The following is a 15,876-nucleotide window of genomic DNA, read 5'->3' on the forward strand; positions in this document are numbered from 1 at the left end:
GGAGCATCTAGTACTACAGCGCCTGAACGATTGATCTTTTACGCTAAAGTAATTTTGGAGTATAACATCAATCGTTTGACCGGTTTTTCTGTAGCTGGGAGGTTCAAGGATGGACGTGAAAGCGATTGAGTCGCTGATGCCGGAGCTGGAATCTTTTGTGAGCCGCTACCTGTCTCACTTTGGACGGGTGCAGAATCATGCGCATGCGATGACGATCTTGCAGGGACTGCTCGCTGGCGGTGACCGGCGAAACGTGGAGAACATGGCTGAAACAATCGAAGGCGGGGTAGTACGCACATTGCAGAAATTCATTGCCCAGGCCATCTGGTCCGATCAGGATGTGCTTGCAGAACTTCGGCAACATGTCTGCGAAGCCCTGGGAGAAGACGACGGTCTACTGATCGTTGATGAGACTGGTTTCCCCAAGAAGGGCAAACAGTCCGTGGGGGTAGCCCGGCAATATTCGGGAACGCTCGGTCGCGTCGACAATTGCCAGGTGGGCGTCTTTGTGAGTTATTGCAGTTCGCAAGGCGAAACGTTGATCGATCGTCGGCTGTTTCTTCCTGAACAATGGATAATAGATGAGCAGCGTCTCGCGCAGGCCGGTGTTCCCTCCAGCGTCATTTTTCGCAGCAAGCCGGAATTGGCCAGCGAAATGATCCAGCAGGCAATTATTGAGGGCGTCCCGTTTCAATGGGTCTGTGGCGACAGTATTTACGGCACCAGCCCGGTATTTGTGCAAACCGTTCGGGAGTTGGGAAAGTGGTATGTCGTGGAGACATCGTGCGATGCCAGGGTGTGGACCACCAAACCGAAGTTGCGGCCCGTCGGCCAGATAACGCCCCGGGGGGGCCGTCCCACAAAGAACGCCAAGCCCCTGAAGAAACCCCGGCGCGTCGATGAAGTGGTGGCGAACCTTCCTGCGTCTGCCTGGAAACGGATGAGTGTTGCGGAAGGAAGTCAGGGACCACGCCTCTACGAATATGCAGAAATCACAGTCTGGTTTTCCGAACAGTCGCGTCCGACTGATCGGCGGGAACGGCTGCTTGTTCGCCGTTCTGTGGGACAAGATTCGGAATTGAAATATCAACGCTCTAATGCACCCGCTGAGATTCCCCTGAAGAAGTTAGCAGAAGTCGGTGGCAGCCGCTGGTGCATTGAAAAGAACTTTCAGAGTGGTAAAGGCGAATGTGGGCTGGATGAATACGAAACGCGCGGCTGGATCGGTTGGCACCATCACACCTGCCTGTCTATGCTGGCGTTACTGTTTTTAACTTTGCAGAAACAGCGGCTGGGAAAAAAAACATCCGGGCCTGACTGTTCCGGAAGTCCGCAACATTCTCAGGCATCTGCTATATACAAGAGACTGGACCCCGGCAGTACTCGTCGAATGGAGTCAATGGCGAATCGCCCGCAACCAGATCGCAAAACACTGCCACGAACAAAGAAGAAAAAAAGAACTACGAAGACGCACTAGAAAACGTAAACAGGCGCTGTAGTACTAGTGATAATACTTTTTCTGTCTCAATATTGATTTCTTCTAAATACGAGGGAACTGAACCTGACGCCTGCACTTCATCGGTAACATCGATCAGCGGAGATTGTACACGCAGGAGAGACATGCCATCTGGAGAGAGCCTCAGATCTTGAGTTGAACGGTAACGATAGGGAATCGTTCCCTGTAACCCTTTCGATTTTGAAAAGATTGTGGTCTGTTTCATTGAGCGCGGATCTATCACAAACGCACCAACTTTATGAGACCAGATGAGTAACTTCGTTCCATCGGCGTCCCATTCCAGACTAGGCAGATCCCCCATTCCATCTGAAAACTGGACTTTTCCAATCAGTTTTTTCTGGTCTATCTGCCAGATTGCCAGTAATCCTTCACTGTCGACAGCTGCCAGTTGGTTGCCGGATTTTGAAAAGCAGAGAGCAACAACGTCGTTCAATCCCCCGTGCAAGAGAGTCTGCGGGGCTAACTCCTGTGAGGTCTGGCCGTAACTGACATGAATCAAGTTACATAGGAAACTGCCCATCAATACACAAACAGCTACGGGCAGCGAAGAAGAACAGCGATCCATGCCTAAAGCCTTTCCGGGCTTCTGAGTTCATACTTCAAAAGCATAATTTCGAGTCACTATTTCTGCCTTCAGGCGTATTAGTGCTCAGAGCACCTACACTTTGTAGCGCAGACCAGCGAATCTGTCAAGAACCTTTTGATTAAGAGACTTCGACACACGGTTCCAGAAACCGCAGGTGATGGGCGGCGTGGGTGGTATAAACCTTTTCCAGGGTTTCGGGATCGAGGCGGCCGAAACCGGGATGCGGGGCGTAAGGTCCCGGATGGGCTTTATAGCGGGTCACGCTCGCTGCGAAATTTGCTGCTTCTTTCGCGTCATCCAGATCACCGGACGGGACAAAGATCGGAGACGTGGGAATGCCTTGCGGGGAATCGCCTTTCAGCAGACGGGGTAATAGAATGCGTCGCATCAGCGGTCGCAGCGGTGCAAACAGGGAGAGCCAGAGCGGATAGCCGTCGACACCCGGATCCTGCACCAGGGTCAAGTGCCGACAGACCTGTGCCAGACTCCACTTGCCCCGCTGCGTGTAACCGGTCTGCAACAGTGACTGCACTTCTGCTACCGCGTCTTCCAAGTGGTGAAACTGCAACTCCCGCAGGTCGTTGATCATCTGAGTTCTCTCTGGTCTTTTCGCGAAGTGTTCAATATAAAATCAGGTTGGCGACACACATTCCTGGCTACGCTCCGGTTGTGAGTTGTAGTATACTTTTTCGAGCAGTGAGCACAGGCGCCACTGCTTTACATTTTTATTTTTAACCACGAAAAACGTAAAAACACGCGAACATTCGCGCTTCGAAAGCGTGTGCTCTTATCCTTTTCCCTGGATTTTGAAAACCATGTTTACCACTCGTGATGCCACCTTAGACGATCTGCCTGCCATCGTGGATATCTATAATCAGTCGATCCCGGCTGGTACCGCGACAGCGGACACAAAACCGATTACGGTCGAGAGTCGGCTGCCGTGGTTTGCGCAGTTCTCACCAGAGAAGCGGCCGATCTGGGTCGCGGAAGATGAGGCGCGCCAGATCGTGGGCTGCATCTATGTGACTTCGTTTTATGCCGGTCGGCCCGCGTATGACAAGACCGCAGAAGTGAGTCTGTATCTGTCGAATTCCCATCAAAAGCAGGGACTGGGAACGTTTCTGCTGCAGAAGATGATAGATGCCTGCCCGGCGCTCGGAATCACCACTCTGGTGGGCATGCACTTTGATCACAACGAAGGGACGCGGCATCTGAATGAAAAGTTCGGATTTGAAGTCTGCGGGCATCTGCCGGAAATCGCCGAGGTGCAGGGACAGAAACGGGGGCTGCTGATTTCCCTGCTGCGGATCCCGTCAGCGGAGTGATGTTGCTGCGGAATGTTCATCTCGGGGTCGTCCAAGGATTTCTGATAAAATACCGACCGGGAGACTGTCGTCCTTCGAAGTCGGAGGGCGCCAGGCGCTGATGAACTGGTATGAAACGAAACATCATCAGTGGTGGTCTCCGCTGATTCAACCCCATTATCGTATCATTCAGACACACCAGACTGATTAGAGTGAGATAGTGCATGACTGAATGATTAAACTGATTTTAAGTGCGTGAAAGCGTGGCATCGGTGCCTGATCGGGTAGCGAACATGAGTGTATGCCATGAACTACTTTTAGCAATAATGGCCTGAAACAGGGAGGTTTTAAGGTGATCATATTCACAGAACTGATGCGTGGTTACTATCGTAATTCGGTGTCACGCGCGCGACGCATAACCATGGAGTTTCGTCAACGGCGCGTGTGGGTCAAGTCGAATCTGATCGCTGAACATCAGGCAGCAGTGCTCAGCCCACGCGATCCGCTTTCCAGAGCTTCCAATAACGTTTGATGCGGTGGGCAAACGCTTTGGGTTTTTCCGCGAAGATGCGATCGGCCAGTTTGAGTCCGGCTGTCTGCAGGTCGTGTCGCTGCTGGCGAATGAGCGTCAATAACTGTTCGACATCAGCAGCGAGGCCAAAGGTCTCAGGTTCTCCGGTGATGACCTGCGTCATGACCGCGAGATCATGATCGTCACCCAGGTAGTCGTTGAGTTCATCGAGCTCCGCCTGGCGTGCCGAGAGAATCGTCGGCCAGACCTCGTTGAGCAGGCGAATATGATACAGATGATATTTGCTGCGTTTGCGGCATTCATGAAAGAGGTCATCGCTCGGACTCTGATGCAGTTGTGCCAGAGCGTCTGTGCCGCGCTGGTAGTTTTGTTTCAGACCCGCTTTGAGCACTTTGGTAGAGGCGCCTTTGATCTTCCAGTTTTCCACCAGTTGTTTTGACTGCTGCAGTTCAGCGGAAAGCTGTTCCAGTTCCTGATCAAGGTCGACCCATTCATCGACGACTTTCTGTTTACGCGTCTGTAACCGGTTCTCGAATTCTGCAAACAACGCGGAATAAGCGGGGTCAGGAAATCGCAGTTGCAGAGACTGCAGTGATTCCAGTAAGGATTCTGCATCGCGAATCCGAGAGAGTCGGCGGCCGGCATCGCGGTACCAGACATTGATGGCGGAGTACTCATCACCCAGGCCGCTGCGGACCAGGCGAACCAGGCCGCGCAACTTCTTAAAGCGTTTGCGGACTTCATGGATCGCATAATGGCGGTTCTGCTCCGGATCCTGCAGAATCTGAATCGCCTGACTCAGCTGTTCGTCGGCAATCCGACGGACGCCTGACGCCAGCGATTCCTGTTGTTTGAACTGATAACCCATCTCTTAAATCCATATCTGAAGGAATCAGGAAGACCTGAAGTCATCTGTGTTGTTGTGGGTCGTCTCTGTTTGAAAACGCGAGCTAATGATGCTTAATCTATCATAATCGGTCAAAGAATTTAACCGGTGTGGCCCGTCAAGATGTCACTCTGAAAAATCCGATTCGATGGCTGACTTCTGCGGGGCAGATTCAATCCAGTGCATCACGAAGACGATCAGGATGCCGGAAACAGTAAACCCGCTGATCACAGGAATGACGGTGCCGTTATAACTCAGGCCAATCAGAATGCCACAGGGAACCGAAATCAGCGTGGAGAGGGCTCCCATGACGGCCGCTCCCACACCGGCGATATGCCCCAGCGGTTCCATCGCCATCGCGTTCAGATTTCCATACATGATACCGAAACAGAAGAGGATCGCCATCAGATAGGCCATCAAAGTCCACAGCGGAGGCAGACCACCGACGGAGAGTACATACAGAAAAAACAGCAGGGAAAGAACGGTGGAAATCCGCTTCGACCAGCGGGACAGAGCCTGCATACCGAACCGCATCACCAGTCTGCCATTCGCAAAGGAAGCACCGCCGATACAGAGCGCCAGGATGGCAAAGTAAAGCGGAAACAGCGTTCCCAGCTCATACTGTTTCTGAAAGATCTGCTGCGCCGAACTTAAGTAACCCAGAAACGCGCTGGAGATCAGTCCGAGTGAAATCGTATAGCCTATGGAAACCCGATGCGAACAGACTTCCTGAATCGCATTTTTGATTCGAGACAGCGAAAAGGGAATCCGGCGTTCCAGCGGCAGGGTTTCCGGCAGCCTGGCAGCCAGCCAGACCAGAGTAAAGATCCCACAGGCAATCAGCGCCGCAAAGATGGCCCGCCAGTGCGCGACCACGAGAATTCCCTGCCCCAGCGTCGGGGCGATCGCGGGGACGAAAATAAATATCGTCATCACAAACGACATCACGCGTGCCATTTCCGGGCCTTCGTACTGGTCGCGGACGATGGCCACAATTATACAACGGGGTGCAGACAGACCGAGACCCTGGAGAAAGCGACCGGCCAGCATGACTTTCAAATCGGTGGAAAACAGGGAAAGCAGTCCCCCCGCCAGGAACAGAGCAAACCCGAGATACAGGGATGGTTTTCGACCGGTGGTATCAGAGAGAGGGCCGTAGATCCCCTGCCCGAAGGCGAGTCCCAGAAACAGGAATGAAACGATTAACTGGCTGTCGTTGGCCTGTGAGGCACCCAGTTCCTTACCGATCTCCGTTAATGCCGGCAGCATGGCATCAATCGAAAGCGCCACCAACGACTGCATCAATGCCATCATGGCGACAAATTCGCGAAAACCAATCGCCGCGGGTTTCTGTTTAAGTTCGGGAGTCAGCAATGTTCGAAAACAATCTCAACAGTAGTGACGATAGAGTCGGGAGCAACCAGACTGTGTCCAGTTTTACTGTAGCGTCTCCAGAGGTATTTGGATTGAGTCTATTTGTACGAGAGACGCTCTGCTCAAATGTGATGCGTTCCAGAAGAATCATAGCGTGTCCCCCGCCTCGCGGAAACCGCTGCCCCGTTCAGTACTAAAAATGTTCCTCTTGCCGAATTGGAGGGGAAGATTTATCTTTCACTTTCCAAGACCTGTTTTTTCAACCATTAAGATAACGAGAAGTATTATGGATAGTGCAGAAGGTTGGCGTTCGATTCTGGAAAACTGGCCGGCTGCGATTCCCAAAAAGGGGATCGTCGTCACCACCTACCAGGAATCGATTCCATTTCAGAATTTCCTGCTCTCAAGTTCGGTCGTGATGTTCGAACGGGACAAACCCGACTCTCTGGGAGCGCGAAAAGTGATGCTTTCCTACAGCGCAATCTGTGCCATCAAGCTGACCGATCCGGTAGAACTGGCCCGTTACCAGGTAATGGGCTTTCAGCCGTCAACGTAGTGTCTTATCAGACTGGGTATGAAACGCTTCCTGCAATGGTCCGCACGCTCGTTGGCGTGCTCGTCTGGCGTTGATCACCTGCCAATACAGGCGATGCGACCGTTGGCAGACTGCGTTCCTGACTGATCAGGTCACTGACATCCAGCGTGAAAGCAGGATCGTGGGCAGCAGGAGCGCCGCTGTCAGGATGGCGTATTGCGGGTTTGCCGTCCAGACGAAAACCATGATGGCGTTCAGCATCACATAGGACATAAGCATGGTTTTGACGGCGACCTGGACGTTCTGCGGTACAGGATTAAGGATCGCCTGCACGAGGCGGCGATTGATCGTCAGCGCGACAACTCCTAATGCTGCCAGAACCATCGACAGATTAGTTTCCCGAGGCCAGGGATAAGTGGCCAGCATCCAGGCGAGTGCCCCCAGTCCGGAATTGATGACCAGCAGACCGCCGACCAGCTGGCCGCGATTGCTGTTCTTTGCTTCCATGCGGGCAAACCAGGTCAGCCCGACAATGAACAGCCCGAGTGCAGCAGCGATACGCAGTTGTGGTTTGACCCAGAGATTAATTTCCCGGGAAACAGCACTGGCACCCAGCATGACATTCAGGAAACGACAGATGCCCATCATCAGGGGTGCAAGAAACGTTTTTTTTAACAGCATGTCGTAACTGAGAATGGCGACCACCAGCAGACTGGCGACGATCAGACTCTGTGTGCCAACGGTCTGGGCGGCGCCCACACCGGCGAGTATCAACAGGCCGCCGAGTGTTGCTGCTTTCTGAGTCGAGATGCGCCCGGAGGGAATGGGTCGCGAAGGTCGTTCTTCTGCATCCACTTTGCGGTCGAAGACATCGTTGAACACCATTCCCGAAAGATACAAACTGGCCGAAGCGACCAGCAGTAACGCAAACGAGACGGGGGGCGAAAACGAGCCATGTGTCAGTAAAAAGCCGAGAATGATATCCGACAGCGCTGTAAATACAGCGGGTAGACGCATCAACTGAAAGTAAGCAAGCAGAGTTTTCATACGACCTACGATTCTTCCGAAACCGTGTCGGCCCATTGTTCCAGTTGTTGATACTGGCGTTCAAATTCGGGTGTGGTTGCCTGCATCGGGCTTTTGTAAAACGAGCTCAAATGGGTCATGATGCCAGACTTGTTTCCGCGACGCCATTCGCGTTCGGTAAAGCGGACCATGTCGAGCATCAAAGGGGCCGCCAGGATGGAGTCGGTTCCCTGCCAGGTAAACTGCAGAGCCATTTTGGTATCGAGGAAGCCTTTGAAATGGATGTGGTCCCAGGCGGTTTTCCAGTCGCCCATAGATTCAATGTATTCGATCGAAACCAGAGTCTGTGGCTTGTAGCCCAGAATTTCGGTCAGCAGGTGATCTTTGGAGACAACTTTGTTGGATTTGTTGACCGGATCATCCAGCACTTTTCCGTCCAGGTTCCCGAAGATGTTATGTCCGACCCAACTCATGACATTCAGATTGCGATGTGCGAACATGGGAGCGAGCACACTTTTCATCAGAGTCTCACCCGTTTTGCCGTCGCGACCTGCATGCAGAACCTGTTTTTCTTCCGCCAGTTCAATCAGCGCCGGCAGATCGGTGCCTGCGGAAGGGGTGAAGTTCAGATGCGAACAGCCGGCGTTCATGGCGGCAATTGCATACAGGGTGCTGGCGGGAACCGGCGACGTTACCGCAGAGGCAAGCGACTCTTTCAGTTCCGCGAGACTCAGTGATTTGGCAGATTCTTCGACGGGAGGTTCGGTGGAAGCCAGATTGACCACGACGACGTGCGCCAGATCATGCTGTTTCTGGAACTCACTGATGTCGTTGGTTAGTCGCGTCAGTGTTTCCTGCAGAGATTCGGTATCGAATTTTCTGACAGCATCCCCGGCCAGTGAGCGAATCGTATCACCGACATGAATCAAGGTACCTGGCTTGACGTTTTGATCGTACGCTTTGAGGTCTTCTTCAACAGCCTGTAACAGCGCCGGGTGGAAGACACCGGAATTTTCACTGAAATACCGGGCGGCTTCTACAAATGAGGTATCGCGTATTTCGTGTCCACCAACGACAAACTGGTCCCAGTTTTTGAGATTCAGTTTTTCGAAATAGGGATTCTCTGAAACAAGACCACTGGTCCCTGTGAGTCCCTGTTTGAGTGCTGATAATCCGACTGCGGCGGTCGTCGCGACTCCGCCCCATGCGCCGATGATCCAAATCCCGATACGTTGTTGCGTCATGATGTTGCCTGAAACTGATATTTCTGAATTCAATTGAAACGGGTGATTTTCGAAGGTGGGAGCAGACAGATCGCAGTCTGCCTGATTGTCGTTGCACAGACTCCCCCTGCTGCATTCTGTTGAGTTATCTTTCCGGGACCAGTATTCAGGAATAATGGCCGGTCATGGACTATATTAAAATATGTTAATAATTATAGGTCTCTTGTGGCTGTTCACAATCAAAGAAATGGAGATTGCGGAGAAGAATTTCTGTCTCTCTGTGATAAAGTCATCGAATTAAGTGTCAGCGAGGGTCTGGTCGATCCATGCCATCAACGCATCTTTAAAGTCTTCAATTGTCGAGAAGGCTGCGTGTTTGGTCTGATCCAGCAGGCCGGGATCTGTGACTTCTGCCTGCGCGAAGTAATAAAATTTAATTTTAGGCTCGGTACCTGAAGGCCGTACACCCAGTTGGACCGTCAGCGGCGATCCCTCGGCTCTGGCTTCCAACATCAGAACATTTCCCTTTGGTTTCGAAAAGGTCTCGGTCACCGTATTTTCGGGTAATGACCGGATTTCCAGATCCTGATAGTCTCTGACTAATGTAAAGTTGAGATTTCCCATTTTTGCAGGAGGTGTACTGCGAAAGGCCTTCATCAACTGTTTGATCTGTTCGTTACCCGATGACCCTTTGCAGGTTTTGGAGACCTGACCTTCCAGATGAAACCCGTGATCAAGGTAGAGATCGTCCAGGCGATCCAGCAGTGTTTTGCCTTCTGCCTTGAGTTCGGCAGCAAGTTCACAGGCCCAGAGGGCGGCAATCGCCGCATCTTTGTCGCGACAGTATTCACCTGCCAGATAGCCCAGTGACTCTTCCGTTCCGAACACAAATTTGTCGGGTCCTTCTGCGTCCATGGTCTCTGCGATGTACTTGAATCCGACCAGCAGGTTATTGATAATCCGCACATTGGCTTTGCGGGCGATGGCGGCGATCAAGGGAGTGGTCACGATCGTCTCGACCACGAAGTGCTCCGGGGAGAGCGTTCCGGCTGCCTGACGTTTGCGGAGCACATAATCGGCGAGTAAGGCCCCGACCTGGTTTCCCGTCAGATGAATAAATTCACCGGCAGGGTTTTTAACACAGACCCCCATGCGATCGGCATCGGGATCACTGGCAAGAATGATTTCGCCGCCGGTCTGTTTCGCCTGTTCAATCGCCGGTTGATAGACTTCCGTCCGTTCGGGGTTCGGGAGTTGGTCGGGAACATTCGGAAAATTTCCGTCCTGTGCACACTGTGGTTCGTACTTCTGAATTCCTGCAAATCCCGCCTGCTGCAGTACCTGATACACGGACGCTTCTCCCACTCCATGCAGGGGTGTGAAATATCCAGTGATGTCACGATTACCAGAATGGCTATGGCTCACGACCGAACTGCGATATTTGCTGGCGACGTCTTCATCAATAAACTGAATCAGGCCTTGCTCGACCGCCTGGTCAAAATCGAGCAGCGGGATCTCGGCAGCCTGATAGACTTCATCAATAATCCCCTGATCGTGAGGAGGCAGGACCTGTCCTCCGGTAGACCAGTAGGCTTTGAAACCATTATCGGAAGGGGGGTTGTGTGAAGCGGTAATCATTGCACCGACGTCACAACCACACTCGCGGACCGCGAAGGAAAGTTCGGGGGTGGAGCGGGAGGTTTTGAAGAAATAGACGGTCAGGCCGTGCCCTGCCAGTACACTGGCTGCGATGCGGGCAAAATGGGAGGAGTTGATTCGCGAGTCATGCGCAATCGCCGCTTTCCCGGTTTCTTGACCCGAAAACGTTTTGCTGTAGGCAGCCAGTCCGTGCGCTGATTCTGCAATCGTGCGCTCGTTGATGGTGGCGGAGCCGAGTTCGCTCATCAATCCGCGTCGACCGCCGGTTCCGAAAGGAATGACTTCCCAGAAACAGGTATCGAGCTGCTGAAAGTCTTTGTCCTCGATCAGTTTCAGCAGAGCAGGCTGGTAAGGAGCATACTGTGGTTCCGTCACCCAGCGCTTCAGATTTTCGAGGGCAGATTCGGAGAGTTTTTTCTCGGCGACGGCAGTACGCGCGAGTTCCATTGCCTGCGAGGAATCAATAGAGGGAGAAGGCTGATTCATCCTGTGACTTTTTCCGTATTCGAGAGCGCGGGTTCTTGATTCGTGATTGTAACAAACGCGGGTTTGAGTTCCATTTCTGAATAACTCTTTTCCCGGAAGGATTATCTGCTGGAATGTCCGTTTCTGGTAAACAGGTCTGACCTTGAACCAGACTGGGGCGATACGGGTTTTCTCTCCCCAGACAGAATTGAGCCAGAGTGAACTGAAAATATCGCACTTTCCAGACATGCTTCTAGATTGTAGAGTGAAAAACCCTGTGAGCCAACCCTCACGCGAAATCCGGTTCCAGGAGTGCCTGAATCCGCTGAAAAGTCTGATTACAACGAATGTATCAGCTGACGGATTCAACCCGTACAGGCGAACGCACTGAATCTTTGCCCAGAAAGACAATTTCCATCCGTTAAGACTTTGCCAGTTTTTGGTTTCCCACCGATCAAGTCCTTGATTCCCCATCCTAACAGTGGCAGAATAGGTGAATTAAAACGGTATAACACAATTCAGGTTATACCAATCTTGATTTCAGAGTCACGAGAACAGAGGAGGGAATTCTCCCATTTGGTTTCTTGATTCTCTCGATTCCGCTCTAATGTCCTGATCCATGATGAACCTGCATGAATAACGAAATTAAGGTAGTACTATGAAGTTTGTTGAAGGTCATACTGTTGGCGTTGACTTGGGAACCACCTATTCAGCAATTGCACAGCTTGACAGTGAAGGTCAGCCCATATCCCTGAAAAACACGGATGGTCGTTCGATTACTCCGTCGGTTGTTCTGCTGGGTGAAGAGGGGCGCGTTGTCGTCGGGCCCTCTTTCGAAAGAACGGCCATTGAAGAAGATCCTTCTCACATCATTGAAGCGGTCAAACGCCATATGGGAGATGACAACTTTTACGTTGTCTATCAGGAAAAGAAACTGACCGCAGAATTCCTGTCTGCCTTGATTCTGAAAAAGATGAAGCAGGATGCAGAAAAGGAAATCGGTCCAATCGCCAACGCCGTGATCACGGTTCCCTATTACTTCAACGATGTGCGTCGTAAAGCCACTCAGGATGCCGGCCGAATCGCTGGTTTGAATGTCATCGATATTATCAACGAACCAACCGCGGCTACGCTGGCTTATGCCTGGAAACGGGATGAGCTGGGGAACCCCGATGCCATGCCCGATGGCGAGCGTACAATTCTGGTGTACGACCTGGGTGGTGGTACCTTCGACGTCACCATTGTGCGTTATTCTCCCACACAATTCCGCGTGCTCGCCACTGACGGGGATGTGATGCTGGGGGGACTCGACTGGAGCCAGCGTATCGTGGATCATGTCGCAGAGCAGTTCATGAAGAAATTCGGCAGTGATCCCCGTCAGGATCCCGTCACACTGCGAACCTGTGTGCAGGAGTGTGAAGACGCGAAACGAGAATTAAGCCAGAAAGCACAAACTCCCGTTTCCATTTACCACAAAGGCAACACATTGACGGTTGCTTTGACGCGTGGCGATTTCGAACGCATGACCGCGGACCTCTTGCAGCGGACACGTGACACAACCGAATTGGTCATGCAGCAGGCGGGTGTGGAAAAAGGTCAGCTGGACGATGTGGTTCTGGTCGGTGGTTCGACGTTGATGCCTGTGGTCGAAGAAATGCTGAAAAATGTCTGTGGACGCGAACCATCGCGAACCATGAACCCCGAAGAAGCAGTGGCCCAGGGAGCCGCGATCCATGCCGCCATTCTGGAAGCGCGGGCAACTGGCGGCGAAAGCCGTATGGCACAGGCGGTGATCAAACGATTGCGGAGCGTCAGTACTGCTGATGTGAACTCCCACTCGCTGGGCGTCAAAATTACAGACCCCAACGATCGCAGCCGCAAAATCAATCATATTATGATTAAACGTAATACAGAGATTCCCGCGAGCGTCAGTCAGAAGTTTGTCACCACCTCTGATAACCAGCAGCGGATTCACGTCATCATTCTGGAAGGAGAGGCCAGTGATCCTGATGCCTGTTCTACGATCGGTGACTTCCGTATTCTGAATTTGCCATCCAATCTTCCCAAAGGCTCTCCTGTCGAAGTCACTTACCGTTATGATGCCAACGGTCGAATTCATGCTTCGGCACGAGAACTGACAGGTAATAACGAATCGGCCACCGAGATTGTCCGTGACTCTGGTCTGGACATTGCGGGAGTGGATCGCTTTGAAATGCTGGCGAAAGACTACCTGGTTGAGTAATGTTTCAATGCCCGGCAGGGAAACGGTTCCTGTTTCCCTGCTGTGGATGATTTGAATCGCGTCAACGACCGTGTCATACTGAAACTGTTTCACTTCGAATTTGATCTAAGAGCAAGGAGTCCTCTGAGGTGGCAATAGACGTCTATAAGGATTGGCTGGGTATACCGGAAGGAGAGCGACCTCCACATCATTATGACTTACTGCGATTAGTCAAATTTGAGGATGATGAAGAAAAAATCAGGGCGCACTATAAAAAGCTGAATGCCCATGTGCGCAAGTATGCCTCAGGCAAATACTCTAATGAATCCCAGGAACTGTTGAATGAGCTGGCCAAAGCCATGCTCTGCCTGACCGACCCCGAGCGAAAACACGAATATGATGAAAGCCTGGGCCGTGAATTCGGTGAAGATGAAGATACCGGACCCAAATCCGTTGAACAGATCCTGGTGGAACAGGGGCATATCGATAAAGCCCAGGCAGCGGAGCTGAAGGAATTTGCGGAAAAACGGGGACTGACCACCAGGGATGCCGCCGTCCAGATGCGGTTTGTCGACGCTGAGACGGCGACTCAGGCCATGGCCCGCTCAAAGGGAATGCCTTATATCGATCTCGAAGAAACAATTCCGGATAACAGTATTCTCCTGCAGCTTCCAGAACAGATGGCCAAGCGAAATACCATTCTCCCCCTTTTCATCGACGATGATATGCTGCTTGTCGCGTGTGCAGACCAGCCAACCCATGAACTGGAAGATGACCTGCGGATGCGATATCAGGTTCCTTCCCGCTGGGTCCTGGCCATGCCCCGCTCCATTAATACCGGAATCGTAAAATACTATGCGGCTGCTGAGGAGCAGGACGACGAAGAGCCAGCCGCAGAAGAAGCTGCCACGGACTCCAGGTCCAAAAAAGCAGCCAAACCAGCCAAGCCAGTAAAAAAGGTAGAAAAAAAGAAACCGCAGCGGGGTGGGAACCAGCTGACTGCTGAAGAATTGAAAGAGAAAAAAATGCTGGCCTTCATCGTTTGCGGCTGGACTTTCTGCGGGGCGATCCTGATCGATCAGTTCCTCCTCAAGAATTATGTGTTCCCCCAGACCTGGCCGTGGCATTTCATGCTGACGACACTTGTGACACCGTTAATTGCGATCTACCTGATGACCGGGATGTGGAAGAAGTAGATTCCCCCGGCGGCAACCAACCTGCCGACAGTCTTCATTCAGGCCGGTTTTATTCTGCTTCCGGTGTCTCATCGACGGGCGTTTTTTCCCGAAGCTCGGCGATCAGATGCCCGAGCTTGCGGACTTCGATTACTTCAAGTTCAAAACCCAGCCAGTCACAGATCTCGCCGACTTCCGGGATATGTTCCAGTTTTTCGTGGAACATCCCTGCCACAGTCAAAAGTCCATCATCGGCGATTTCATAATCCTGCTGCAACTTACGACACAGATACCGCAGCGTCGTAATCCCCTCGACATGATACACGCCCGGGGCCACTTCGCGTACCGGTTCCCTGCGGAGAATTCGCTTGGCCCGGCTGGGTTCAGGAGAGAGTAGCGTATCAATGATATCGTCGTGAGAAACGATACCGATGGTTTCGCCGTATTCATCTACAACAGAGGCAAAGTAGCAGTCTTCTGCCTGAAAGCGAGAGTACACGTCCGACAGGTTCGCACACCAGGGTACATGAATCACACGCTTCGATTTCTGATTCAGCATTTTTTCTGAAAACGACGAGAGTTCCGTGAGCGAGATAATGCGCTCGATCTCATCGGATTCGGTATCCCGCTTTCTTAAAATGATGTAATCCGTGTTGGGAGTAATTTTTGTAAGGTCTTCCAGTTGCACGGGCATGTTGAACGTGAGATAAGTTCCGCGGGGACGCATCGCTTCTTCGACCAGCATCTCCGACAGATCCAGAATATTATGCAGGATCTGTCGTTCATGGCGGATGACTTCTTCACTGGAGCCTGAAGCATCAACGGCGCGTTCCAGGTCTTCGGAATGCAGGTAGGATTCTTTCTGGATGTGTGGCCAGAAGGTGCGTCGCATCAGGCGGCTGATATTCTGCAGTAACGGGATCACGGGATCCAGCAGCCGGACAGAAGCAGCCAGAGGCCAGCTGACCAGGATTGCAATTTTTTTGCGAAACACAATCGAGAGGCTCTTAGGCAGCACTTCGCCAAACAGAATAATCGCCAGCAGACTGCCTACGGTGAAAATCCCGGCTGCTGCTGTCATCCCCTGATCGGCCAGTCGCCTGGCAATCACTCCGGCGACGGCAAAATAACTCAGGTTGATCAGCAGGTTCCAGAACAGGACTGCTGTCAGCAGACGGTCGGCATCCGCGGCTAAAGCAGCCACGATCTGCTCACTGGGTTTGCCTTTACTGAACTGTCTCAGTTCGCTCCGCGACAGATAAAAAATCGCAGTCTCACTGCCTGAAAAGAACCCGGAAGCAAAAATCAAAGCGAGTAACGCCAGTGATCCTGGAAACCAAATTGCGACGGTATCTATTAATGCGATCATCATGA

13 protein-coding genes are annotated in these 15,876 nt (G+C 52.1%); 5 read left to right on the forward strand and 8 right to left on the reverse strand.

All coding sequences use genetic code 11. The annotated features are described in order from the left end of the window. The first annotated feature begins 109 nt into the window (after positions 1-109). Positions 110-1,477 (forward strand): IS701 family transposase, encoded by a 1,368-nt coding sequence (locus Pan161_RS12865; protein ID WP_145227397.1) that lies wholly within the window; start codon positions 110-112, stop codon positions 1,475-1,477. On the opposite strand, the gene Pan161_RS12870 is transcribed toward Pan161_RS12865, so the two are convergent. Both Pan161_RS12870 and Pan161_RS12875 read right to left on the reverse strand, forming a co-directional pair. After that, complete coding sequence (locus tag Pan161_RS12870; RefSeq protein ID WP_145227399.1) at positions 1,461-2,081, reverse strand: WD40 repeat domain-containing protein; 621 nt, start codon at positions 2,079-2,081, stop codon at positions 1,461-1,463. The two genes, Pan161_RS12865 and Pan161_RS12870, sit on opposite strands and share 17 nt — an antisense overlap. Positions 2,082-2,220: 139 nt before the next feature. Then, entirely contained in the window at positions 2,221-2,691 is a 471-nt protein-coding gene (locus Pan161_RS12875; RefSeq protein WP_197995852.1) for a DUF1569 domain-containing protein, read from the reverse strand. A 226-nt stretch (positions 2,692-2,917) separates the two neighbouring features. Between Pan161_RS12875 and Pan161_RS12880 the strand changes: the two genes are divergently transcribed. Further along, positions 2,918-3,427, forward strand: a complete 510-nt coding sequence (locus Pan161_RS12880) for a GNAT family N-acetyltransferase (RefSeq protein ID WP_232103722.1) — start codon at positions 2,918-2,920, stop codon at positions 3,425-3,427. Positions 3,428-3,894: 467 nt separating this feature from the next. Here Pan161_RS12880 and Pan161_RS12885 read toward each other — a convergent pair whose 3' ends face one another. Then, positions 3,895-4,806, reverse strand: coding sequence for a CHAD domain-containing protein (locus tag Pan161_RS12885; protein WP_145227403.1), 912 nt, complete (start codon positions 4,804-4,806; stop codon positions 3,895-3,897). A gap of 144 nt (positions 4,807-4,950) precedes the next feature. Continuing rightward, complete coding sequence (locus Pan161_RS12890; RefSeq protein ID WP_197995853.1) at positions 4,951-6,198, reverse strand: multidrug effflux MFS transporter; 1,248 nt, start codon at positions 6,196-6,198, stop codon at positions 4,951-4,953. A gap of 286 nt (positions 6,199-6,484) precedes the next feature. On the opposite strand from Pan161_RS12890, the gene Pan161_RS12895 reads away from it, so the two are divergent. Then, positions 6,485-6,754: a hypothetical protein gene (locus tag Pan161_RS12895; protein ID WP_145227405.1), complete on the forward strand. Its 270-nt coding sequence runs from the start codon at positions 6,485-6,487 to the stop codon at positions 6,752-6,754. A 126-nt stretch (positions 6,755-6,880) separates the two neighbouring features. Here Pan161_RS12895 and Pan161_RS12900 read toward each other — a convergent pair whose 3' ends face one another. The 3 genes from Pan161_RS12900 to Pan161_RS12910 all read right to left on the reverse strand — a co-directional run bounded on the left by Pan161_RS12900 (position 6,881) and on the right by Pan161_RS12910 (position 11,127). Then, entirely contained in the window at positions 6,881-7,780 is a 900-nt protein-coding gene (locus tag Pan161_RS12900) for a UbiA family prenyltransferase (RefSeq protein ID WP_197995854.1), read from the reverse strand. A 5-nt stretch (positions 7,781-7,785) separates the two neighbouring features. Further along, entirely contained in the window at positions 7,786-9,003 is a 1,218-nt protein-coding gene (locus Pan161_RS12905) for an inositol-3-phosphate synthase (RefSeq protein WP_145227409.1), read from the reverse strand. Positions 9,004-9,279: 276 nt separating this feature from the next. Then, the gene (locus Pan161_RS12910) at positions 9,280-11,127 is read right to left on the reverse strand and encodes a phospho-sugar mutase (RefSeq protein ID WP_145227411.1); all 1,848 of its coding nucleotides are present in this window, start codon (positions 11,125-11,127) and stop codon (positions 9,280-9,282) included. A 637-nt stretch (positions 11,128-11,764) separates the two neighbouring features. On the opposite strand from Pan161_RS12910, the gene Pan161_RS12915 reads away from it, so the two are divergent. Next, complete coding sequence (locus tag Pan161_RS12915; RefSeq protein WP_145227413.1) at positions 11,765-13,348, forward strand: Hsp70 family protein; 1,584 nt, start codon at positions 11,765-11,767, stop codon at positions 13,346-13,348. A gap of 128 nt (positions 13,349-13,476) precedes the next feature. After that, positions 13,477-14,523 carry a GspE/PulE/PilB domain-containing protein gene (locus Pan161_RS12920; protein WP_145227415.1) on the forward strand — a complete coding sequence of 349 codons (1,047 nt, stop codon included), beginning with the start codon at positions 13,477-13,479 and terminating at the stop codon, positions 14,521-14,523. Positions 14,524-14,572: 49 nt separating this feature from the next. On the opposite strand, the gene Pan161_RS12925 is transcribed toward Pan161_RS12920, so the two are convergent. Next, positions 14,573-15,874, reverse strand: a complete 1,302-nt coding sequence (locus Pan161_RS12925) for a CNNM domain-containing protein (protein WP_145227417.1) — start codon at positions 15,872-15,874, stop codon at positions 14,573-14,575. Between the last annotated feature and the right edge of the window lie 2 nt (positions 15,875-15,876).

Origin of the sequence: Gimesia algae, assembly GCF_007746795.1 — a bacterium.
Classification (GTDB): domain Bacteria; phylum Planctomycetota; class Planctomycetia; order Planctomycetales; family Planctomycetaceae; genus Gimesia; species Gimesia algae.